This window comes from Candidatus Nitrospira nitrificans, assembly GCF_001458775.1.
GTDB lineage: Bacteria > Nitrospirota > Nitrospiria > Nitrospirales > Nitrospiraceae > Nitrospira_D > Nitrospira_D nitrificans.
This window is the reverse complement of sequence record NZ_CZPZ01000002.1, coordinates 109,384-130,746: the sequence shown is the minus strand read 5'-3', so window position 1 is coordinate 130,746 and position 21,363 is coordinate 109,384. Positions and strand designations below refer to the sequence as shown.

Genomic DNA, 21,363 nt, shown 5'->3' with positions numbered 1-21,363 from the left:
ACTTATTCTCACCCACCCGCCCCGAGCTGCGCTTGCAGCTCGGGGCGGGTGGCACGTTGAGGCCGTGGGCGATGCGATCACGCCGGCGGCGGACTTGTTCAACCGCCTGCCGGACTATGCCTTCTTGCCCAAGGCCCGATCAAGATTGAAGGCGGCGCTGATCAGCGCCAAGTGGGTGAACGCTTGCGGGAAGTTACCGAGCGCTTCCCCGCCGGCTCCGATCTCTTCGGCATAGAGCCCCACATGATTGGCATAGCCCAACATCCGCTCGAACAGCAGGCGCGCTTCATCGAGCTTGGCGCGATCGACGCGTCCGGTCCGAGCCAAGGCTTCCACCAGCCAAAACGTGCACATATTGAAAGTGCCCTCCCGCCCATGCAGGCCGTCTTCCCCCGTCTCGCTGTCATACCGATAGACGAGCCCGTCGGAAACCAATCCTCCGTGTTTCGGCGATCGATTGATGGCCGCCAGGGTGTCGAGCATCCTGGGATCGTTCGGCGAAAGGAAAAACACGAGCGGCATGATGAGATTCGCGGCGTCCAATGAGTCGCTGTCGTAATGTTGCACGAATGCCCGCCGCTCGGCATTCCACCCCCGCTGCATGATGTCTTCATAGATCTGATCGCGAACACGAAACCACCGAGCGCGGTCGGCGGGAAACGAACGTTTGTCGGCCAAACGAAGGCCTCGATCCATCGCCACCCAACACATCAATTTGGAGTAGACGAACTGACGCCGGCCTCCCCTGGTCTCCCAAATACCCTCGTCCGGCTGCTGCCAGTTGTCACAGAGCCAGTCGAGCCGATGCCTGATCCTCACCCAGGTGTCATGACCGATCGGCATCACGTGTTTATTGTACAGGTAGACGGCGTCAAGCAGTTCGCCGTAGATGTCCAACTGCAACTGGTTGTACGCGCCGTTGCCGATCCTCACAGGCTTAGCGCCACGATAGCCGTCCAAGTGATCGAGCGTCTGTTCGGTCAAATCGTGACGGCCATCGATTCCATACACGATTTGCAGCGAGCCGTCCGCCTCGACCTCTTTGGCGCGCGCCGCCAACCATTTCAGGAAGCGGTCCGCTTCCTCGGTAAACCCGATTTTCAGAAAGGCATAGACGGTAAAGGCGGCATCGCGCATCCAGGTGTACCGATAATCCCAATTGCGCACACCGCCGGGGGTTTCGGGCAAGCTGCAGGTCGGCGCGGCTACGATGGCGCCGGTCGGTTCGAACGTGAGGAGCTTTAGGCAAAGAGCGGAGCGGTAGACCATTTCCCGCCACCGACCGGTGTAGGTGCATTGCGAGAGCCACCGGCGCCAATACTTCACGGTATGCTCGAACAATTCATCCGCTTCACCCGGTGACGGCCAGGGACCGCAGCCGTCCCCTGGCCCGATGGGACACAATACGAAGACGGCGGTCTGTTCCTCCCCCAGCCTGAACGTTGTCGAGACGCCGCGATCGTCCATCCTGAGCGGAATGTCGGTGGCCAACCCGAGGCTGAGCTCCGAAGAGTAAAAACCGGCCCCTTGCTTCGTGACGCGCGTCTGGTGAGGTGTTCCGGCGTAGTTGAAGGCCGGATGGCAGCGGACTCGAAACTCCATGTTTCCCTGCGTCACGCGGACTCGGCGGATCAGTTGATGCTGCCATGGCGAGTCGGACTGCAGCCCGGCCGGCATGAAATCCACGATTTCTGCGATGCCGCTCGTCGCATGGAAGCGCGTCACGAGCACGTTGGTATCGGGCCAGTAGAGCTGCTTCGTGGAGAGATCTGTGTCGACGGCGGTGATTTCGAACCGGCCGCCTTTTTCATCGTCCAGAATAGCCGCGAACACGCTGGGGGAGTCAAAATGCGGAAGGCATAGCCAATCAATCGATCCGTTCAGACCGACAAGCGCCGCCGTGCGCATGTTCCCGATGAGGCCGTAGTTTTGGATCGGTTGGTAACTCATCGCTCAACTCGCCTCAATAATCAACGACCGACAAGTTGGGTCGAGACTGTTCCACCAGCCAGCGCAGCATCTTCTCGGATCGGATGATGCCGAGGAGACGCCGGTCCTCCGGACTCTGCACAACCGGCAGCCAGTCGAGATCGTGCCTATTCATCAAATCGCCGGCGGTCAAACTCGTATCATCCGGAGTCACGGCGATGGGATCGGCGCGCATGAACTCCCGAACCAGGGTTGACGGGCTTCTCCCCTGCGCAAAAGCTTCAAATAGTTCATTCCTAGTGACGATGCCTTCCAACTGTCCCTTCTCATCCAAGACGATCAGATACTCCACCGCAAGCAAGTCGAACATACGAACGGTGTCTTCGAACGTATTTTCAGCGGAAAGGTGGTGGGCCGGAGTCGCGTCCATGAATGCGCGCAGCGGTCGGCATTCGAGAGCAGTCCACGCGCGGCTCAAGTGTTGGTTCAATCTGGGTCGACGCCATCTCAGGGCCTGAGCGACGAGATGGCGGAAAGGTGTCAGCGCTCGAGAAATTTGCGAGAAGACCTCTTTACCCATCACCAGCACCTCGACTGCCGTACGGGCGCGAACGCTCCCGATGCGGACCGTCCCGTCAAGAAGCGCAATTTCACCGAAAAACTCTCCCGGCCCAAACCGCGTCATGAGGCGCTGTCGCCCCGTGGCATCGCGCCGTAGGACTTCGACCTCGCCCTGTTCGATCGCGTAAAAACTCATGGCGGGCTCGCCTTCGACAAAGATGAAGTCGCCGGGCCGATAATGAGCCCGTGCGATCCGTTCGGTTTGACTGACCTTCGGATGGGCCAGGTCGCGCGGAAAGAACAGCTCCCAGGTCCAGTCGAACGCGACTTTAATCCGGCGAGACCAAGAGGGAGATTTCAACAGATACACGGTTCGCCACAGCCACCAGGCCGGAAACCCGGAGAGGCGGATACCGAGAATTTCTGCGACCGCCTTCCGCTCTCCGATCCCGCACAGTTGACCCAGTGGTTTGTAGAAGAACGGCCTGGTCGGTTGCCGCTGCAAGACACGAACGATGTTTTCCGCCGCTTGCCGTCCTTGCCGTTCGGCAAACTGGCCGGTCGTCGGTGAAAGACGGCCGTCATAGGCATTGGTGATATGGGCGCAGTCGCCGATCGCCCAGAGGTTCGACGTGCCGCGCACGCGCATATCCGAATCGGTAAGCAGCCGGGCGCCCTCTTTGGGCACATCGAGCCGATGCACCAGAAGCGGCGCCGTGGTGCCGATCGTGCAGACGACTGTGGCGCCATGGAGCATGCGACCGTCATGCAGCTCGACCCCATCGGCCGTCGCCGACATCGCGCGCGCGTTGAGCACCATGCGGATGCCGGCCAGCTCCATCTTCGTTCGGGCGAACTCGCGCAGAGTCGGGCTCACTTCCGGGAGAATCTGGTCACGGCTGTGCACCAGCGTCACAGTCACGTCACCGGCGGTGAAGTTGCCGTAAAACCTCGTGCTGGCTCTGATCAAATCATTGATCTCGCCGGCCGCTTCCACACCGGTAAAGCCGCCGCCGACCACCACGAAGGAAAGATACCATCGTCGCCGCTCCGGGTCGTCGCAGACTTCGGCTTTTTCGAGTTGTTCCATCACATGGAACCGTAAGGCCATGGCATCGCCCACGGACTTGAGCGGGAACGCATGATCGGCCATACCGGGGACCACATTCAGATTGACCGAGGTTCCACAGGCCAGCACGGCATGATCAAACGGCAGACGACCCAGACGCCCGTCGTATCGTTCGTACTCCACCTCGGACGTGGCCAGGTCGATTTGCCTGACCTCTTCGGTTCGACAGCGCACTCCGGGCAGCATCTGACGTAACGGCACTGTGACCGCCCCAGGGTTGATCGCGGCGCCGGCCACCTCCGCCAGCAACGGATAGAAGACCATGTTGTTTTCTTTGCTGAACAACACGATCTCCGCGCGATCTTTGGGCAATTGCTTGCGCAGAGTCCTTGCGCACTTGACCCCGGCAAAGCCACCGCCCACTATCATGATCCGTGTCATGCTCATGACTTTAAATGGTTAACCCGTGCGGCTCCCGTGAACAGACCTATTCAGAGAAAATTCAGCCGCCAAGCCTGCCCAAATTTCAGAACGGTAACGGTTCATCAGTCGCCGAGCTCGAAGATGTCGTGCGAGTCGGTCACCACATGCATGCCGGTGATGCCGGCGGATTGGATATCTCCGCTCGCGAGGTGCAGCCGATCGCCCACGACGGCTCCGGCCAGGCCATGTCGGGGCATCGGCATCATCGGCAGTTCAGACCAGCTGTTGGTCGCCGGATCGTACGCTTCCAACGCGCGAAACGCCGCCATCAGATGGCTGTCTTGATGTTCCCCTCCGGCTACATAGATGCGCCCTTTGAACACAGCCCAGGCTCCGCCGCTCCGCTCGGTCGGCATGCGGGCCTTCACCGAGCCCCACTGGTCGGTGGCCGGATCATATTCTTCGACCACGTTGGTGTTGCTGGCGGTAAAAATGAAGGCGCTGCCGAGCCTGCCGCCGATGACGTAGATCTTGTTGTTCACGGCCCCGATGGCCGCGTGGTTGCGCGCCGTCGGCATGGACGAACGCTCCGACCAGGTGTTGGTCTTGGGGTCATACTCTTCCACGGTGCCCACCGATCGATGAGGCCTTGCCGGGTACAGGGCGGTCTCGCTCGAACCAGGATGGAGGCCCGCGCCGCCGATGACATAGATCTTCCCATTGACCGTGGCGGCGACGGCTGAGCCGCGTCTTGACGGCATCGGAGCCAATGCTTTCCAACGGTCTGCTGTCGGATCGTACTCCCACGCGTGATTGATCGGCACCCAGGCAGGTGGACCGGACTCAGGTGGCACGAAGCCGCCGAACGCATAGAACGTTCCATTGAGCTCGGTGAAGGCGACATGATGCGCCGGCAAGGCCATTGGTTTTTTCTTCATCCACTTGTCGGTCGCCGGATCATACTCGTACACCAGGCCTTGCGGGATCCACCCTGGCCCGAGTCCGCCGAACACATACAACTTGCCACCGACCGAACCACCGACCAGTTCCTCGGACGGCTCAGGAAACGGCGCGCCCTTAGTCCACTTGCCTGCGGCTTGCGCGGGAACGGGAGCGCCGAGCATGAGGACGCTGATCATTGCGATCAATACACACACGTGCATAAGGCCTCCACGTTGATGGCGAACGGACGGACCATCGGATCGTTTCACGTTCAGGTGTCCTTCTTGGGTACCGTCAAAGCATGAACGCTAGACTGCGTTGCGCGCCGCATCCACGCTCCAGATGCCGGACCCCTGGGACGAGATATACAAGAACGTGAAGCAATAGAGGACCGCGAGTTCCCCCATGTTCTGAATCGGCAACAGCGCCTGTGTGCCGTGCGCCATCCAATAGGCGGCGGCCATCAACCCACTACAGAGAAACGCCGCCCAGCCGGTGAAAAGACCGATCATCACGAGCGTGCCGCCGATCAATTCGATCGGACCTGCGACGTAGGTAACAAAGGGAGGAACCGGGTGTGGGGTTCCGGGAAACCCGAACAACTTCTGGGTGCCGTGCCAGAGAAACAGGAAACCGGTGACGATGCGCATCAATGCATAGGTTTGAGCGGAATAGGAACGCATGAACGGCGGCATAAGCTCCTCCCTGGGATAATAATCAGGCAGACATCATTCCACCTCGACCGTGACGACTGCTTCGACACCCAGCGCGTCGTGATCGTGGCTCGCCGCCACAAGCTTGATCTCGTGCGAACCGCGCGTGAGCCCCTTGACCATGCCTTTAAACCCTTTTTGATATTCACCATCCACATAACAATGGATGTGCGTGGCTTCCGTCCCCTTCGACAGCTTGTACCGCACTTCGACGGAGTCCCCCTTTATCACTGCTCCCTGCGCCGGACTCACGATCGTGAGTCGGCTGCCATCGTCATCGGCTGTCCAACCGGTCGTGACAGCCACTAATGACAACAGGCCGATGAGGACCGACATCAGAATGGTCCGAACCATTGCGGGCCTTTCCGATTGATGATCGACATCTATGTTGAGCAACCAAGTTCCCTGTTGACGGATCATGACATCGCCTCCCCATTATCGAGACCAGCATCACCGGTCTTTCATCATTGCCTAACAGGTTGTTGACAAACTATCTGACGACCAAGAGATGAAGCCTCGTTTACTCTCACAGACGAAATCCTCATGCCCCACAGGCTGTTCAGAAAGGCCGTCATTCTCACCCGCCCACCCCAGCGCACCCGGTTCGCCTGCCTGCACGGACTCATCGACGCAGGCACGGCGAAGCCGAGGGCCAAGACGCGCATTTCATCGGCCAAGACGCAGCTTCTGTCCGCTTCACGAGACACGCTCACCGTCACCGCAACTCATCAATGTATTCTTCACCTTCCCTCCCTACGTTCAGTTGGATGTCAACGCTCTTTCCCTATCTCTTCACACCACCGGATCTTTGCTCCCCTCAAGGTCGCGAAGGATGCGAGCCGGGTTACCCGCGACGACCTTGGCCGCGGGGACGTCGCGCACCACCACGCTCCCGGCGCCGATGACGCTGCGGTCGCCGATCGTCACGCCCGGAAGAATGATCGCGCCGCCTCCGATCCACACGTCGTTTCCGATGCGGATCGGGCGAGCATATTCCAGGCCGGATCGTCGTACATCCGTCTCGAGCGGATGCGCCGCCGTGTAGAGTTGCGCGGCCGGTCCCATTTGAAGATTGTCCCCGATCTCGATCGGCGCGCAGTCGAGAAAGACGCAGTTGAAATTGATGAAGGCGTTCCGTCCGAGCCGGATGTTATAGCCATAGTCGCAGGCGAAGAGCGGCCTGATGACCGCACCGTCGCCGAATGAGCCCAAGAGCTCGCGTAAGATCGTCGCTCTCTCGCCCGTCTCCTCGTCCGAAGTCGCGTTGTACCGTGTCAACACACGCTGCGCCCGCCGGGTATCCGCAACAAGTTCGGGATCCGCCGAGCGATAAAGTTCGCCGGCCAGCATCTTTGTCTTTTCAGTTTTTGGGTTCATACAGATCCCATCCCGAGAGGGCAGTTACTCCTGCCGCACGTTCCCGGTCCGATGTGAATAAAAGCGACATATCGGCGCCGTTTCTTCTCGCCGTATCGCTTGAGCCCGCGCAAGCCGACATCATCCTCGGCGGCCCAGCATGCCTTCGATACGCCCCGTGAGACTGCACCCGCTTTCGAAAACACGTCATCCGTTAGCCGCCGTCCACGCCTTCCATTGTCCTGCTTCTCATGATGAGAGGCCGAGAGTCGATGACGCGGACCTGTCAGACCGTCGCAGCGCTGCGATCAGCAAATCGGCCACCGCCCCGCCAGACGCCGGATTCTGTCCGCTGATCAGCCTGTCGTCTTCAACGGCAAACGGCGCCCAGGGCTTGTCGGCTTTCTTGTAGACGGCTCCTCTCGCGGCCAGCTCTGTTTCAGTCAAGAAAGGCACAAACCTGTCGAGCTCGGCCAGCTTCTCCTCTTCATTGGAAAAACCGGTGACTTTCTTATCCTTGATGAGCAACGACCCATCGGACAATTTGATATTCAATAGGCCTGCGGCGCAATGGCAGACCGATGACACATAGCCGCCGCTCTCGTAGATTCTTCGACTGATCGTCTGAAGGGCCTTGTTCTCAGGAAAATCCCAGATCACGCCATGGCCGCCGGTAAAGTAAATCGCCGCATAATCGTTTGGATTGACTTGGCTGGGTTTGAGCGTGGTTCCAAGGCGATTCATGAATGCTTTCTTGTGATACCACTCCCAATCGGTCGGTTCCGCCATCGCAAGGCTATGTGGATCAATCGGCGTATAGCCGCCTTGAGGACTGACGTAATCGACCTCGTAGCCCGCCGATTCGACCTTCTCGACGAAGTGCACGGCTTCGCCCAGCCACAAGCCGGTCGCCCGATTCAAGTTGGGATATTTCTCGACGCTGGTGAGCACCACGAGGATTTTCTTGTTCATGACTTCACTCCTGCGTCCGTCGGTCAAACCGTCACAGCCGCTTCTCCTCAAGATCGTAGACATCGAACCACACATAGACGGGACGATGGGTGGGAACAAACTTGGGAATGTATTCTTCGAGGTACTGCTGAGCCTGGAGACTCATGTCGCTCAATCGTGTATCGCGCATCGCGTTGTTCCACTTCAACACTTCGTCCGGATCCTTGACCTTCGAATGGCCCGCGATCCACGACGCGAGTTCTTCATCGGTTGCTCCCGTCGCGACCACGTCCTTGAACCGTTCGGGCGTGATGCCGGTGAACGCGAACCATTGGCTCGCCAAGGAACAGGGCCAATAGTTGTACTCGCCGTTCATATCCGCGAGAAATGCCCTGCACTTGTCGACGCACCGCGCGGCAATCACATAACCACCCAGCTTTTCTCGAGGACTGCGCGGATAATTCTTGCGGAGATCCTTCGCCAGTTTCTTCACCTTTTCGTGATCCGTGCTCATCATGCTGCCTCCCGCATTTGTTTCCCGTAATTGAGCGCGCGTTGCAACGCACCCTCATACCACCCGCCGAAACCTTCATCTCATTCTGACGGCCTCAGCAGGCTTCGTACCGAATCCAACAGAGTCGCGTCCTCGGCACCGGACGCGGCGGCGCCCTTCGATTGGTTCATCAAGTCGGACTACATGGTGGGAGAACGACCGCAACCAGGCAAACTGGGAGTTCCCCTAGCGCCAATTCTTGAAGAAATTCCCTCTGGACGAGATGCGGCCAGGCATCTCACTCCTTTTCCCATCCATATCTTCGGACGGAGGGTGGTTTTTCCGATGGTTCCGTCCGATCTCCAAATTGTCGACCGGCGCTGAGCATGGTGCATCCCTTCGTTCACTTCTTCCCCATATCATAATAAAACCGCTCGTGGACGATCTTGCCGTTCTTCCACTTGGCCACCGAAACCTGCTCCATGTGAACCGGCTGCCCGGTCGTCGCAATGAAATCAAGGGTACATTCGTAAAACGTGACGTTGTCGCCCGTGCCGCTCGCTTTCACCTCGAACCCCTTCCATTCCTTTACCCCGCTCATAAATTGCTTTTCTCGCTCGATGTTGGCGGCTAACCCCTTCGTGGGCGGATTCGCATTGTCCTGCATCACCGTGTCCTGGTCGTAAAACTCGGCCATGGCGTCGATGATTTTGCCCTGTCGGATATACTCGAAGAGACTGTTCAACCGCTGTTGCAGATTCGTCGTGCTCATGACTTCTTCTCCTTTCGAGGTTTGCTGGCGAATGTTATCCCGACTTTCCGCACTTCCTGATAAGGAAGGAGCCACACCAATGATTCATCGCTGAGATCGCCGACTTGGATACGATTCCCCCAAGGATCTCGAAAATCGCAACGAAAATCCGGATGGAGCTTCAATTTATATTTCTTCGTCAGCTTCTTGCGGACTTCCTTGATCTGTCCGGCATCACGAACCATCAGCCCGAAATGCTTCATGCGGTCCGGTTGCAGCTTCTCGACTTCAAAAATAGCCATGAACTGATGCTCGCCGAGCTTGCACCAAGCAGCCCCTTCGCCGCCACGCAGCATCTTCAAGCCAAACACGTCCTGATAAAATTTCACCGCCTGCTTGGCATCGGTCACTTCGATCACGATATGATTGCAGCCATAGACCCGGACCGACATCGTTCTCCCTGCCTTGCCGTTCCCGTCACGGACCGATTCTCTTCAATCCGCGTTCGCTCATTTGACCCGGCGAGCGGTTGCAATCCCGCCGGTCGTTATTTTGTCGCGGGAAGTTTCGACGCCGATCCGATGCTGTCGAGACCGGCTTGCGCACAAGCCGCGTCGAGATGGCCTCCCGGCGCACCCCCTACTCCGATCCCTCCGACGATTTCAGAGGCGATCTCGATGGGCAATCCTCCGGCCAAAAAGAGAATCCGATCATTCATGTGCTGCAATCCCTGAAGCCCTGGCGTTTTGGCGATAAGCTCAGCCACATTGCCCGTCGGCCCACGCATGCTCGAGGCGGTGTAGGCTTTTTTCTCGCTGCTTTCGACGGTATGAGGCCCGGCTCCGTCCCCCCTCAGAAATGCCCTCAGAATACCGGCCCGATCCACCACCGCCGCACTGACTCGATGGCCCTCTTTCGCGCATTGGTCCACAGCGACTCTCACCGCTGTCGCCGCCAAAGCCACCGGCAAGACCGCCTCGCGCGGCAAGTCTTCCGCTGCCACAGCACCGGAGGGTAATCCGCCGGCGCAGGCCGCGATGATGATCAACCCACGGGCGGACAACCGAATATGAGATTGCCATCGATTCATATATGTCATCGATTCCTCCTTGATTGGACGCACATATCGCACCCATAGGAGCTCGTTACCGAGCTCCTGCCCCCTCCAAAGCACTCACGATTTCTTGATACCCTTTGCGACGGGCATGCTGGAGCGGCGTGACACCGTCTTGATCGGCGATATTCACCGAGGCACCGGCCTTCACGAGCATCCGCACGATCTCTTGGTGTCGTGGCCCTCCGTCGCTCAAGATGATGGCTTCCAGGAGGGCCGTCCAACCGAGATGGTTCACGTGATCCACGTCGATATCCGAATCGAGCAATGCCCTGACGACCTCGACATGTCCGCGCTCGCATGCAGGGATCAGCGCGGTGCCGCCGAAGCGATTATAAATCTTGAAGTTCGGCTTGGCCTTCAGGGCGAGCGTGAGGATCTCCAGGTACCCACTGGCCCCGGACAACAGCAACGGACTGTCACGCTTCTTGTCCTGCGCGTTGACATCAGCCCCGGCCTCTATCAAGAGACGAGCGCTTTCGACATGGTTATGGCTGGTCGCAGCCAGCAGCGCCGTGCGCCCCTGTCCGTCACGAGCCTGGAGATCGGCTCCTGCCTTCAGCAACCGCTGCACGGTTGCCGTGTCATTCATGTCAGCCGCGGAAATCAACCGCTGATCATCGCTCATGTTCTCACTATGACCTTGCGCGACCGACAAGACCAACGTGATCATAAGCAGCATTGCCGTGATTGCCTGTCGCATCCTCATCGCGCCGGCTCCGCCCTGGATTATTGTCCGGATGTGTTCCACTGACCCTGGAGAATGCTCAGGATGACACTCCCGTTCGAATTCGCGCCGACATCTGGTCAACCGCCGACACGAACGTCTCCACCGGCTGGGCGCCGGAGATCGCGTAGGTCCCGTTCACGATGAAATAGGGGACGCCGCGAATCCAAAATTTATGACCGGCCGATTCTTCAGCCCTAACCTCGGCAGTTCCTTCGTCGCTCTGGAGGACGAGCTTCACCGCTTCCCTGTTCATGCCGGCTTGCTCCCCCAGTTGGACAAGCGCGGCGATCGATCCGATATCCGCCGCCTGTTCGAAATAGCCTTTAAACAACCGGTCAACCACCGCATCCTGTCGGCCTTGGAGGCCGGCATACCAAATCAACCGATGGGCCAGAAAGGTGTTCGGCGTCCTGAGGATCTTCTCGAAGGCAAACGGAATCTGTTCGATCGCACCGGCTTCGATCAATCGTTTCTCCATCTCTTTAAATGTTTCCAGACTCCCGAACTTCGCCTCGAGGTAGGCCGTTCGATCCATCCCATCCTTTGGCATCGCCGGATTCAACTGAAACGGTCTCCACGCCACATAAGTCTTCAGAGGGTCGTCCACTTGCCGCAAGGCCCGTTCCAGCCGCCGCTTCCCCACATAGCACCAGGGGCAGATCACATCGGAATAGACGTCAATCGTCAGCACACGTTCATTCATGACAGGTGGTCCATTTGCCGGCCTCATAGGCTCGGGCCACTTCGTCGGGAACCATCGTGCTTGTCATCATGACGCTCTCTCACACCATACTCCGTAATGCCTCCGACAGGGTGACCGTGCCCCGCGCGAGCTTATCAGGATGCTCGTACCCGATCGTCCCTTTCGAGAAGGCGCTGTACATTTCTTCGAACAGGTTCGCCGCTTCATCGGAAAACCCAAATGATTTGAATGTCGGAACCACGGCACTGAGTGGCGCATGTTGGGCGGTCACCGTTTTCCCAAGAATCTGACTGAGTGCCGATGCTGCTTGATCCGGGCTATACTCTTCCGGGCCCGCCATTTCCACGATCTGCTTCCCCCTTCCACCACTCATCAGCCGCTCCGCGCCGATCCGACCGATGTCCTTGGTGGAAATCATCGGAATCTTGGCTTGAGGCGCAATGAACGTCGGAAGGATTCCTTGGGTCTTTGCCGCGCCGATCACAGGTGCCCAGTTGTCCATGAAATAGCAGGGGCGAAGGATGGTGAGACGCTTGGCAATACAGCCAAGGGTTTGTTCGCCATAGCTCGCCGCCCGAATCGGGCCTGTCCCACCATGCAAATGCCCCCCGACCGACGACAGGAACACAACATGTTCGACTCCACTCTTCTGAACGGTTTCCGCAGCGCGATCCATTCTCTGTCGTTGATCCGCCAACCAAGCTTCGGCCCCGTAATTCGGCGGCACCAACAGATACACTCCGTTTGCCCCTTCAAATGCCTTGGTTAACGCCGATACGTCGTCGAGGGACGCCACCGCCACTTCCGCCCCTTTCGTTTTCCAGCGGGCTCCCTTCTCGATTGAACGAACGATCACCCTGACAGGCTGTTTGTTGTTTAGCAGAGTCTCTACGACGGCCGATCCTGTATTCCCTGTAGCACCGAGAACAACGAACATGGTGAACCCTCCTCTTTCTGATGAATAGTCGAGCAGCCGCTGATTATTTCTGCATGATGATAATGCGTCACGGCCTCTTCGCTGTAAAACGCGTCAAAACCCTTGCTTGACTGAAAGTCATAATCATGAATCTTAGGCTTGGCAACTTGCGTTCCAGCAGGAATTATTGAACTTCGATTTCCCATCGCGCTGTAACTAATAGGGTTTCATGGTTGGAACCAGGCTTGGGGGAACCGGGGAAAGCGAGGGTCAAGTGGCGAAGTAACGGCACCGTGCCGAATAGTCGGCTCTGGGACTCTTTGATAGGTCTGACGCATCATGAACGCGATTGACTTGCATCGAGCCACTATCTAGACTCTCGCCGGTCCAGAAAGCGCGTACGAGGGTTTACATGCCAGTGACTCGGATTACCGTCAGACAAGATTGTTTCAACCCGTCAGCAACCCTGCCATATGCACTGCGATTGAAAGATTTTGAGATGGCAATGCAGGATATTTACGACTCTACGACATCAATAAGGGGCTCATTCGGCGCGGGCTCCTTCGGTTGGATGACCTGTTACGTCCCGCAATCATGTCCGGCCTTCTCTCAGACATGCTGACCGCAAGCTTGTCGAAACATTCGAGAAGTCTTACGATCAACCTTTATCACAATGGCCATCCGGATTTGATTGTGAACGGAGTTTATCCGGACAATCGAGTCAAAGCCGGAGAACAAGGGGTAGAAATTAAGACCACGAGAAAGTCAGGCGGCGCGGTGGATACCCACGGAGCTCGCAATCAATGGATGTGCGTGTTTGTGTACGAGGTGGATTGCCGGACTGAACCAGCAAGGAATCGCGTCCCAATGACTTTCCGTGAAGTCTATCTAGGGAAGGTCACGCTGGAAGATTTTCGAAAAAACTCGAGGGGAGAGCTGGGAACTCGTACTGCGACACTTCGCAAGTCAGGAATCGAAAAACTCCGGAAGAATTGGATCTATATGGTCACTGAATAAAGGTGCCATTTTTGTAGTGAGCCAGTCGTGGCAGAGCTGTTTTCGCAATCTCAAAATAATGGGGGTCCTTTTCAATCCCTATACTCGAATATCCCACCGCTTCAGCGGCCGCAAGCGTGGACCCGGTTCCGCAGAATGGATCAAGCACGGTTCCGCTCCCAAGAGGAAGAACGCCCCTTACCAGCGTCCGTAAGAATTGCTGAGGTTTCAAGCTTGGGTGAGACGCAAGTTGCCTTTCTGTTTTGTGCGTGGGAGAAGAAGCAATAACATCCCCGAATGGCTTATGGGGGGATGGCCTTCGAAAGCCACCGGTCCCCCACTTTCTCAAATTATCCTGAACTCTTCCCTCTAGTGGTTTACGGAAAATCAGCCATGGTTCCCACATGGAACGTGGCATGACGCTGACATCGGGAAACTCTTCATGCGCCGCTTTGGGTCTATCTCCTCCCCTCATCGTCATCACAAGACGCACAATTTCTCCACGCCTTTCAAGACCAGCCTTCGCCAAAGCACCCGAGACCACATATGAGAGCAAGGGATTCGTGGCGACAACAACGTTAGCGCCTGGAACCAAAGCCGGGATGAGGACCTGTGCCCACTCAAAGAAGAAAAGCTCTAGTGCGCGTAGGTCTTGTGGCGAAAAGACCGTGAATCTAGGAAGAGGCGACCGTTGAACTCCGTCAAAAGACGGAGGAATACGCCAGACACCGCCCCTGCCATTCCTCAATTTTCTCTGCTGTTCCGCAGTATATTCGAACAATCCATATGGCGGATCAGTCACCACGCCGTGAATGGTATTAACCTGCTGTCGGCGTAGCCAGTTCAGGCAATCAGCTTCAAAAACTTCGGCATTTCCGAAGGAAAACCTTCGATAATACTGAAGGCAACTTTCAGCGGTCTTGCCCGGAAGCGGTTGTGAGGCCGTCTTCAATTCATACTGCCCTCTCGCGGTCCGCACGAAGAGGGACGGCGTGTTCAATCTTAAATACGATCGGACGCTTGACCGCGCTCCATCACCGATGAGATCGACAACGTGCTGTTCAATTGCTTGCAGAGAAGCGCCGCCTGGTCTGGTTGCGAGAACCGAAAAAATGGCGTCCCGAACTTCGCCAGGACGCCGTTTCGGTTGCAAGGTAGGCTGTACACGCGCCAGAGAATAAGACGTCCAGACGTCTTTGTCAACCGTATGGCAACAGTTGTGGAAATAGATATCGTGTCTCATCGCGCGCGGAATAATGGGGTATCGCTTTATCCATTGGAGTCATGCTGTCCCCCTATTCCCACCCTCTGACTTCATAGCCCTTTTCCTTCAGACAATTTGTGACGGCATCGGCATAGGGTGGTTCCGGCTCCAACGGCTTGAACGTGCCTCCGAGTAATCCCACGACCAAGCCGAGTCCACCGCCTGCAGCAGCCCCGATTGCTATTCCGGGCAGTCCTCCGACCACTCCGGCTGATGCGCCAACGGCGCCGCCGAGTGTGAGACCAAGCGCCGCTCCGGTGGCAGCGTTCACGCTTTGGTTGGCTCCATGACGAAGGCCGGCATCCTCGGCTTTCTTTCGACAGGATTCAACCTCCTGTTGAGCCATCTGCTTACCATACAAGTGGAGTTGTTTATTGGATCGTAAGATGGGCTGTGGCCCGGCGCAGGCCGTGACAGTGACAAGAAGCATGATTCCAACCAGCCGCTGCCATGATCGATGGACCACAGACGTCTCCAAAAGTGATTTCTTTGTTTTTCTTCACTTCTCACCCTTTGGAGTAAATGTCGAGATTTTTCCAATTGCGCACAGTTCTCTGTCCCCAGACCGGACGGGTGGACGCTCCATTGCGCGCACTGTCCGAGCACATCCCTTCATGTACTCGCCACTCAGATTGGGCATCGAGGTCGTTTCTATTGCGCGCATTGACCGACCACCACCCACACATCAATCTATTCTTTATCCTTCGCTTTTAGGTTGCGTGAGGGAGGGTTCCCACTGCGCGCATGCATCGAGCGCCGCCCCTAGTTTCAATTCAAATAGCATCCCGTGTGCGCGATGCGCGAGCACAGGAACCTCTCCCACACGCAACCATCTCCCCTCACTGCCACCCTGTCACCTCATACCCTCTTTCCTGCAAACATCGATTGACGTAATTGGTGTACGCGTGGTTGGGCTGAGAAGGACCGACGGCAGCAGAAAATAATCCTGTCAGAAGGCCCCAGACGGCTCCGCTCGCCGCACCGATCATTGATCCGCGACCCACCGCCCCCGAAATCGCTCCTCCAACCGCGCCACTCGCGGCACCGACCCCGGCGCCAACGGCGGTACCTGTGGCGACGCGACCCGCCGCGCTGCCACTCCTTTCGTTCGCCCCGGCGGCTTCCGCCGATTGTTTGCAGTCCTCGATGTCTTGCTCGGCGACTTCTTTTCCCACTGATTGCATATGCGCATTCGGGTAAAGCACCGGGCGGGCGCCGGAACAGCCCGCCAGCAGCATCACCACGAAGACACCGACTATCGCCGTTCTCCTCATATCTTCCCTCTTCCTTTCGATTCTTTTCGCATCAGTCCGGCCAACAGTGACTCTGCCGTGACACCCTTCACAAATAGACGCTTACGCCGCCCCGTCGCTCCGGTGCAAAGCTGCACATCCGCGCGTGGAACAGCACATCGCTCAGCGATGAAGCGAATCAATTCGTCGTTGGCGGCACCGTCAATCGGACGCGCCGCCAGACGGATCTTTATGGCATCGCCATGAATTCCGACACACTCAGTACGTGAAGACCCTGGTTGGACGTGGACGGTCAAGAGCGCCCCGCGCTCATTGTCCCGCGCGATGACAGGAAGAGAGGCCACAGAAATTGAGGAACTCAGAAGATCGCTTTGACGAAATCGAGAATGGCACGTTGCATGTCCGAATCATCAGTGATCGGACGGGCGACGGCGACATCACAGGCCCGCTCGGATGGCACACCTTGCTTTATGAGGGTACCGGCATAGATCAAGAGCCTGGTGCTGACTCCTTCCTCAAGCCCGTGGCTTCTGAGGTTGCGGACTTTTTGGCCGAGCTTGACGAGTTTCCCCGCGATGTCTGAATCGACCCCCGCCTCGCGTTGGACGACGAGTGTCTCGATATCGGGGGCGGGATAATCAAACTCGATCGCGATGAATCGCTGCTTCGTGCTTTGTTTGAGGTCCTTGAGGACACTTTGATAGCCAGGGTTGTAAGAGATCACCAGCATGAACTCGTCGGCGGCTTCCAGAATCTGGCCTTTCTTCTCGATCGGAAGCACTCGCCGGTCATCGCTGAGGGGATGGATGATAACCGTGGTATCCTTCCGGGCTTCCACCACCTCGTCGAGATACACGATGGCTCCATGTTTGACCCCCACGGTCAAGGGCCCATCCATCCATACGGTATCTTGTCCCTTCAGGAGGTAACGGCCCACCAAGTCGGACGCCGTGAGATCTTCGTGACAGGCGACCGTGATCAACGGTCGGCCGAGCTTGTAGGCCATGTATTGAACGAAACGGGTTTTCCCGCAGCCGGTCGGCCCCTTCAGCATCACCGGCAATTGTTTCTCGGCCGCAATGGTGAATAGGCCGGTCTCCCCACAGACCTCCGCGTAAAACGGCTCCTGTCGGATTCGATATTGTGTCATATCGACTTCGCGCGCCTGCTGCATCAAGACGTCGTTCCTTCCCGAGAGATACGATCGATCCGACCGTTTTCAGCCGATCGCAAGGCAAGGCCACAATAAACGGAATAAACGGCGAAGATCAAGTAATGGGGTCCCGGCGCAGCTTCTCTACGCCACCTTCTTCCCATCAAGCACTTCACGAACTTTTTGGGTCAATACATGAGGGGTGAACGGTTTCTGGAGAAAGGCCGTGTCCCGTTTGACCCCACTCTGTTCGAATACCGGATGATCGGGGTAGCCGGACATGTACAGGACCTTGATCGCGGGTCGCACCACCGTCAGTTTTTCCGCGACCTCCGGCCCGCTCATTTGCGGCATGGCGACGTCCGTCAGCAACAAATGGATCGGACCCGGATGTTTCGCGCCGGCCAGGAGCGCTTCGATGCCGTGACGCGCGACCAACACCTCGTAGCCGCTCAGGCGAAGCGCTTCCTGCACAAGCCCGCGCACCGACGGATCGTCCTCGACCACGAGGATCGTTTCTCGCCCGATCGCTCTGCCGACCGTTTCACTGACGATCGGCGCACCCTGTGCGGTCTCCTTCACCTTTGGAAAAAAGATCTTGCATGTGGTTCCCTGTCCCGGCTTGCTCTCGATCCCGATCGTGCCGCCGCTTTGCTTCACGATACCGTACACGGTCGACAACCCGAGACCCGTGCCCTTTCCTTTTTCCTTGGTGGTAAAAAACGGCTCGAATAAGTGCGATTGGGTTTCCTCGCTCATTCCCTGGCCGGTATCCCTGATCGACAAGAGCACGTAGGCTCCTTCGTCGAGCATCATGGTTTCACGCCGAGGGCCTTTCCCGATCGTGACATTGCGAGTCTGGATGGTCAGCTGACCGCCCATCGGCATGGCATCTCGAGCATTCACGGCCAAATTCATGATCACTTGCTCGATCTGCCCCGGATCAACCTTGATCGATCCCAGTTGTGGATCGAGGTCCGCGCACAGTTCAACGATGTCCTCGCCCAACAGCCGCCGCAGCATCCCGTCCATGTTCATGACAAGGGCGTTCAAATCCACGATCTTCGTCGCCACAAATTGCCGGCGGCTGAATGCCAGGAGTTGACCGGTCAGGCCGGCGGCGCGATCGGCGGCCTTTTTGACTTCTTCCATTTCACGCCGCGCGGGATCCGCCGGAGCCAAACGACTCAGGATCAACTCACTGTATCCACGAATCACCGTCAGGAGATTGTTGAAATCATGGGCGACGCCGCCGGCCAGCCGCCCCACAGCCTCCATCTTCTGCGATTGACGCAGTTGCGCTTCCGTCAGGCGCAACGCCTCTTGCGCACTCGTGCGTTCACCGAATTGTCCGATTTTCAGGCCGACATCGGCGATCATACTGAGCAGCTCGCTATCCGGCTCATGGGCCTGATGGCTGAAAAATTCAACAACGCCCTCCACCTCGCCGCCGACACGAATCGGAAACCCGAACGCGCCATGCAGCCCGGCTTTGGCCGCCAACTCCGCGCGGACAAAGGCGGGATCGAGCGTCACGTCTGTAATCCACACCGGTTGCCCGCTTTCCCAAATTCGACCCGGCAATCCCACGCCCGGCTTGAATGTCTGGATCTGCATCTGCGCGATGAACTCATCGGCGACACGCGATGCAACTCGCCAGTAATCGAGGCACCGCAACGTGCCCGATTGTTTATCCAGTCTCCAGAATACCCCGAGATCCCATTCGAGACTCTCGCCGACCGCTTGAATGATTTTCGGCACCGCTTCTTCGAGTCGCACGGCCTCCGACAGCACACGCGTCACCGCATATTGCGAGGCCAGCCGTCGTTCGGCCCGACGGCGATCGGTAATGTCGCGCACAAACGCGCTGAAGATATACGCTTCACCGATGCGAGCCGGCGAGACGGCGAGTTCGACCGGAAACTCGTGGCCTTCCTTATGTCGCGCGGCGATCTCAATGCGACGATTCAACACCGGGCCGACTCCGGTCTTGAGATACTCTCGAATCCCTTGCGCGTGCACCTCTCGATCGCGATCGGGAATGATGGTGTCTGAAAGCAACTTCCCCATCGCCTCTTCGCGGGTCCATCCGAAAATCGCGGCAGCCTGGGCATTCCATTCGGTCACGATTCCGGCTGCATCGATGGTGATGACTCCGTCGAGCGCCGTATCGACGATCGCTCGATTGCGTTCCTGACTTTGCAGCAACGCCGCCTCGGCGGCCCGCGCCCAGGCGCTTTCTTGTTGGGCTTGGCGATACTCCGCCCGTAAGCGAATCGTCGACCACAACAACACCACCAACAGCGGGATCCAGACCGCCGCCACGATACTGCGTTCAACGTGGCCCAGCAGAAAGGTTCCCACGCCCAAGGTAAACAGCGTGATCAACACCATCACGAACGTCAGCCACTCATACCGGCGCGTCGTTGAAGCGGTTCGCTCTTCCGATTGGGTCATGTGGTCATCCTTGTGATCGTCCAGGTGCTCAGAATCGCGGACGGACGGTAGGCCAACTTGGTTGCGCGCAGTCCCGGAAGACCCGCGTCATCCATGGCATTGACGGAAACCGCCCCTTGCGCCATGGCGGTTCGACAGGTTTCGCGGAAGATCCATTGGGCCAGACCGGGAACGGCACGGTCCGCGACCTCCAACAAGATGCACCAGGTTCGAGGGGTCAACCAGTAACCGAAGGTATAGGCGGCGATGTCATCGTTGATTCTCACGACCATGCCCGACAAGCCAATCCGTTCATACTCTTGCAAGGCAAGCAGATGAGCCATTTCCGCGTCCTCCAAAAGCAGCTTTCCCATTTGATCGAGAGTTCCCAGGCGTTTCTGCTCCGCCCATCGCCGATAGAGACGCGCGCATGCGGCGTGGTCCTCGGCTCGATAGGATCCTTTCGTAAGAACCTGTTCTCGCGCCACGCGATTGCAGAGCGCCCGATGGGATTTGTAATGGTCTCCGGCCAAGGCCGCCAGAGCCCCGACGGAATACAGATAGTCTCCCTCTTTCCGGCGGAATTGAATGCCGTCGCAGGCCAATCGATGCCGCTGTGACTCCATCACGTTGTCGATTCGGCTCACCGGCGACGGCCCGTTCCACGACCGCATCAGCGCGAACGCCTGCTCCACGGCCTGATCCAGAGGCCCGGCTCCAAGCGGTGGAAGCGGCATGAACCATCCGTCCGGAGACTGGGCAAAAAGAAACAGCGTGTCATCGAGCTCCATCCACCAATAGGGCAGCAGCGAGGTCCAGATATAATGGTAGGAGAATGCAAACGCGGCCGGCGTCTCACGGCCCGTCACCTGCGCGCGCTCAAGCGCCTTCGCAACACGCGGTGCGTCCGACCACGTCAGTGGACGGAGCCGGGCGTCGACTCGAGCCGGAACAAGGCGCGCCGTGAGGTGCGGAAGCGCCTGGAGCACGATCACATCGTCCTGAAAGCGGCCGATGAGACGAGGGTGAGCCACGAGCCCCTCGACGATCGTCTCATCCGCCAGGGACATCGCCACACGGTCCGCATACTCTCGAATGGCGCGTGAGGGCGCGTCGCGCATGAATGGGCATTTGGAATCCCACCCCAGCAAGACTTCCCGGCCCGATGCATCCCACATCAACGCCAGCGGGTACAGCCGACAGTCCAATGGGCGAACGTCGTAGATTCCACACCGGCCAGACTGCGAGTCAAACGCGGGACAGAGATACCCGTCGTCCGTCGGATTCTTGACCAGATCGACCTGCGAGCCCGACCGGTCGGGGAAACACGACTCGGACACTCCGTGCGCCACGGCATCGTTGATTTCTTCTCGCGTAAAGTATGGGCGGAGAAAACTATCGACTTCCGGGAAGCGGCAACACACATCACACCGAAAACACGCCGAGTCCGGAACCAGCTGAGGCAGAACCCTCATCGTCTGTTTGGAATCCACTGTCTTGAGGTCCATCGCGCCAATCATACGATGCATGCCGGATGGTGGCAAGGAAGGGGCGTGATATGGCATCGCAATCGTTTACCGAATAGGACGTGGTCTCCCTCGGCACAAGCG

At 57.9% G+C, this 21,363-nt stretch carries 22 protein-coding genes; 1 reads left to right on the top strand and 21 read right to left on the bottom strand.

The features are described from left to right. Positions 1–114: 114 nt before the first annotated feature. The 14 genes from COMA2_RS02810 to COMA2_RS02745 form a co-directional block, all read right to left on the bottom strand. The gene (locus COMA2_RS02810) at positions 115–1,950 is read right to left on the bottom strand and encodes a glycoside hydrolase family 15 protein (RefSeq protein ID WP_090894452.1); all 1,836 of its coding nucleotides are present in this window, start codon (positions 1,948–1,950) and stop codon (positions 115–117) included. 13 nt (positions 1,951–1,963) lie between these two features. Then, positions 1,964–4,000, bottom strand: coding sequence for an FAD-dependent oxidoreductase (locus COMA2_RS02805; RefSeq protein ID WP_175304355.1), 2,037 nt, complete (start codon positions 3,998–4,000; stop codon positions 1,964–1,966). A gap of 104 nt (positions 4,001–4,104) precedes the next feature. Continuing rightward, a complete protein-coding gene (locus COMA2_RS02800) occupies positions 4,105–5,193 on the bottom strand; it encodes a Kelch repeat-containing protein (RefSeq protein ID WP_139076991.1) in 1,089 nt (362 codons plus the stop codon). 39 nt (positions 5,194–5,232) lie between these two features. Further along, the gene (locus tag COMA2_RS02795) at positions 5,233–5,619 is read right to left on the bottom strand and encodes a DoxX family protein (RefSeq protein ID WP_090894446.1); all 387 of its coding nucleotides are present in this window, start codon (positions 5,617–5,619) and stop codon (positions 5,233–5,235) included. Positions 5,620–5,652: 33 nt separating this feature from the next. Further along, positions 5,653–6,057: a hypothetical protein gene (locus COMA2_RS02790; protein WP_090894444.1), complete on the bottom strand. Its 405-nt coding sequence runs from the start codon at positions 6,055–6,057 to the stop codon at positions 5,653–5,655. Between the two features lie 372 nt (positions 6,058–6,429). Then, a complete protein-coding gene (locus COMA2_RS02785) occupies positions 6,430–7,014 on the bottom strand; it encodes a sugar O-acetyltransferase (protein WP_090894443.1) in 585 nt (194 codons plus the stop codon). Between the two features lie 228 nt (positions 7,015–7,242). After that, a complete protein-coding gene (locus tag COMA2_RS02780) occupies positions 7,243–7,965 on the bottom strand; it encodes a type 1 glutamine amidotransferase domain-containing protein (protein WP_090894441.1) in 723 nt (240 codons plus the stop codon). A 31-nt stretch (positions 7,966–7,996) separates the two neighbouring features. Beyond that, a complete protein-coding gene (locus tag COMA2_RS02775; protein ID WP_245630832.1) occupies positions 7,997–8,461 on the bottom strand; it encodes a DUF5069 domain-containing protein in 465 nt (154 codons plus the stop codon). A 379-nt stretch (positions 8,462–8,840) separates the two neighbouring features. Continuing rightward, positions 8,841–9,209, bottom strand: coding sequence for an ester cyclase (locus COMA2_RS02770; RefSeq protein WP_090894439.1), 369 nt, complete (start codon positions 9,207–9,209; stop codon positions 8,841–8,843). Then, positions 9,206–9,640 (bottom strand): VOC family protein, encoded by a 435-nt coding sequence (locus COMA2_RS02765; RefSeq protein WP_090894438.1) that lies wholly within the window; start codon positions 9,638–9,640, stop codon positions 9,206–9,208. The genes COMA2_RS02770 and COMA2_RS02765 overlap by 4 nt, the downstream gene beginning before the upstream one ends. A gap of 95 nt (positions 9,641–9,735) precedes the next feature. Further along, positions 9,736–10,287, bottom strand: a complete 552-nt coding sequence (locus COMA2_RS02760; protein WP_217490593.1) for a GlcG/HbpS family heme-binding protein — start codon at positions 10,285–10,287, stop codon at positions 9,736–9,738. A 46-nt stretch (positions 10,288–10,333) separates the two neighbouring features. Further along, positions 10,334–11,011 (bottom strand): ankyrin repeat domain-containing protein, encoded by a 678-nt coding sequence (locus tag COMA2_RS02755; protein ID WP_245630831.1) that lies wholly within the window; start codon positions 11,009–11,011, stop codon positions 10,334–10,336. Positions 11,012–11,069: 58 nt separating this feature from the next. Further along, complete coding sequence (locus COMA2_RS02750) at positions 11,070–11,735, bottom strand: DsbA family oxidoreductase (RefSeq protein ID WP_175304354.1); 666 nt, start codon at positions 11,733–11,735, stop codon at positions 11,070–11,072. A gap of 79 nt (positions 11,736–11,814) precedes the next feature. After that, the gene (locus COMA2_RS02745) at positions 11,815–12,672 is read right to left on the bottom strand and encodes an NmrA family NAD(P)-binding protein (RefSeq protein WP_090894432.1); all 858 of its coding nucleotides are present in this window, start codon (positions 12,670–12,672) and stop codon (positions 11,815–11,817) included. 573 nt (positions 12,673–13,245) lie between these two features. On the opposite strand from COMA2_RS02745, the gene COMA2_RS02740 reads away from it, so the two are divergent. Then, positions 13,246–13,668 (top strand): hypothetical protein, encoded by a 423-nt coding sequence (locus COMA2_RS02740; RefSeq protein WP_217490592.1) that lies wholly within the window; start codon positions 13,246–13,248, stop codon positions 13,666–13,668. Here the strand turns inward: COMA2_RS02740 and COMA2_RS02735 are convergent. The 7 genes from COMA2_RS02735 to COMA2_RS02705 all read right to left on the bottom strand — a co-directional run bounded on the left by COMA2_RS02735 (position 13,658) and on the right by COMA2_RS02705 (position 21,261). Then, positions 13,658–14,890 carry a DNA-methyltransferase gene (locus COMA2_RS02735; RefSeq protein ID WP_090894431.1) on the bottom strand — a complete coding sequence of 411 codons (1,233 nt, stop codon included), beginning with the start codon at positions 14,888–14,890 and terminating at the stop codon, positions 13,658–13,660. The two genes, COMA2_RS02740 and COMA2_RS02735, sit on opposite strands and share 11 nt — an antisense overlap. A gap of 52 nt (positions 14,891–14,942) precedes the next feature. Beyond that, positions 14,943–15,377, bottom strand: coding sequence for a hypothetical protein (locus COMA2_RS02730; RefSeq protein ID WP_090894429.1), 435 nt, complete (start codon positions 15,375–15,377; stop codon positions 14,943–14,945). A gap of 373 nt (positions 15,378–15,750) precedes the next feature. Next, positions 15,751–16,185, bottom strand: coding sequence for a glycine zipper family protein (locus COMA2_RS02725; protein ID WP_090894428.1), 435 nt, complete (start codon positions 16,183–16,185; stop codon positions 15,751–15,753). Continuing rightward, positions 16,182–16,508, bottom strand: coding sequence for a DUF167 domain-containing protein (locus tag COMA2_RS02720; RefSeq protein ID WP_217490591.1), 327 nt, complete (start codon positions 16,506–16,508; stop codon positions 16,182–16,184). The genes COMA2_RS02725 and COMA2_RS02720 overlap by 4 nt, the downstream gene beginning before the upstream one ends. Positions 16,509–16,522: 14 nt before the next feature. After that, complete coding sequence (locus tag COMA2_RS02715; protein WP_090894426.1) at positions 16,523–17,338, bottom strand: CbbQ/NirQ/NorQ/GpvN family protein; 816 nt, start codon at positions 17,336–17,338, stop codon at positions 16,523–16,525. A 123-nt stretch (positions 17,339–17,461) separates the two neighbouring features. Then, positions 17,462–19,774 carry a PAS domain S-box protein gene (locus tag COMA2_RS02710; protein ID WP_090894424.1) on the bottom strand — a complete coding sequence of 771 codons (2,313 nt, stop codon included), beginning with the start codon at positions 19,772–19,774 and terminating at the stop codon, positions 17,462–17,464. Next, positions 19,771–21,261 carry a phosphatidylglycerol lysyltransferase domain-containing protein gene (locus COMA2_RS02705; RefSeq protein ID WP_175304353.1) on the bottom strand — a complete coding sequence of 497 codons (1,491 nt, stop codon included), beginning with the start codon at positions 21,259–21,261 and terminating at the stop codon, positions 19,771–19,773. The genes COMA2_RS02710 and COMA2_RS02705 overlap by 4 nt, the downstream gene beginning before the upstream one ends. Positions 21,262–21,363: the final 102 nt, after the last annotated feature.

Bases quoted from the DNA above. Each gene is read 5' to 3' on its own strand.
- COMA2_RS02755 (WP_245630831.1), bottom strand. From the start codon at position 11,011: ATGAGGATGCGACAGGCAATCACGGCAATGCTGCTTATGATCACGTTG.
- COMA2_RS02735 (WP_090894431.1), bottom strand. From the start codon at position 14,890: ATGAGACACGATATCTATTTCCACAACTGTTGCCATACGGTTGACAAA.
- COMA2_RS02770 (WP_090894439.1), bottom strand. From the start codon at position 9,209: ATGAGCACGACGAATCTGCAACAGCGGTTGAACAGTCTCTTCGAGTAT.
- COMA2_RS02715 (WP_090894426.1), bottom strand. From the start codon at position 17,338: ATGCAGCAGGCGCGCGAAGTCGATATGACACAATATCGAATCCGACAG.
- COMA2_RS02775 (WP_245630832.1), bottom strand. From the start codon at position 8,461: ATGATGAGCACGGATCACGAAAAGGTGAAGAAACTGGCGAAGGATCTC.
- COMA2_RS02795 (WP_090894446.1), bottom strand. From the start codon at position 5,619: ATGCCGCCGTTCATGCGTTCCTATTCCGCTCAAACCTATGCATTGATG.
- COMA2_RS02790 (WP_090894444.1), bottom strand. From the start codon at position 6,057: ATGATCCGTCAACAGGGAACTTGGTTGCTCAACATAGATGTCGATCAT.
- COMA2_RS02750 (WP_175304354.1), bottom strand. From the start codon at position 11,735: ATGAATGAACGTGTGCTGACGATTGACGTCTATTCCGATGTGATCTGC.
- COMA2_RS02725 (WP_090894428.1), bottom strand. From the start codon at position 16,185: ATGAGGAGAACGGCGATAGTCGGTGTCTTCGTGGTGATGCTGCTGGCG.
- COMA2_RS02765 (WP_090894438.1), bottom strand. From the start codon at position 9,640: ATGTCGGTCCGGGTCTATGGCTGCAATCATATCGTGATCGAAGTGACC.
- COMA2_RS02810 (WP_090894452.1), bottom strand. From the start codon at position 1,950: ATGAGTTACCAACCGATCCAAAACTACGGCCTCATCGGGAACATGCGC.
- COMA2_RS02745 (WP_090894432.1), bottom strand. From the start codon at position 12,672: ATGTTCGTTGTTCTCGGTGCTACAGGGAATACAGGATCGGCCGTCGTA.
- COMA2_RS02805 (WP_175304355.1), bottom strand. From the start codon at position 4,000: ATGACACGGATCATGATAGTGGGCGGTGGCTTTGCCGGGGTCAAGTGC.
- COMA2_RS02760 (WP_217490593.1), bottom strand. From the start codon at position 10,287: ATGACATATATGAATCGATGGCAATCTCATATTCGGTTGTCCGCCCGT.
- COMA2_RS02740 (WP_217490592.1), top strand. From the start codon at position 13,246: ATGTCCGGCCTTCTCTCAGACATGCTGACCGCAAGCTTGTCGAAACAT.
- COMA2_RS02705 (WP_175304353.1), bottom strand. From the start codon at position 21,261: ATGGACCTCAAGACAGTGGATTCCAAACAGACGATGAGGGTTCTGCCT.
- COMA2_RS02785 (WP_090894443.1), bottom strand. From the start codon at position 7,014: ATGAACCCAAAAACTGAAAAGACAAAGATGCTGGCCGGCGAACTTTAT.
- COMA2_RS02710 (WP_090894424.1), bottom strand. From the start codon at position 19,774: ATGACCCAATCGGAAGAGCGAACCGCTTCAACGACGCGCCGGTATGAG.
- COMA2_RS02780 (WP_090894441.1), bottom strand. From the start codon at position 7,965: ATGAACAAGAAAATCCTCGTGGTGCTCACCAGCGTCGAGAAATATCCC.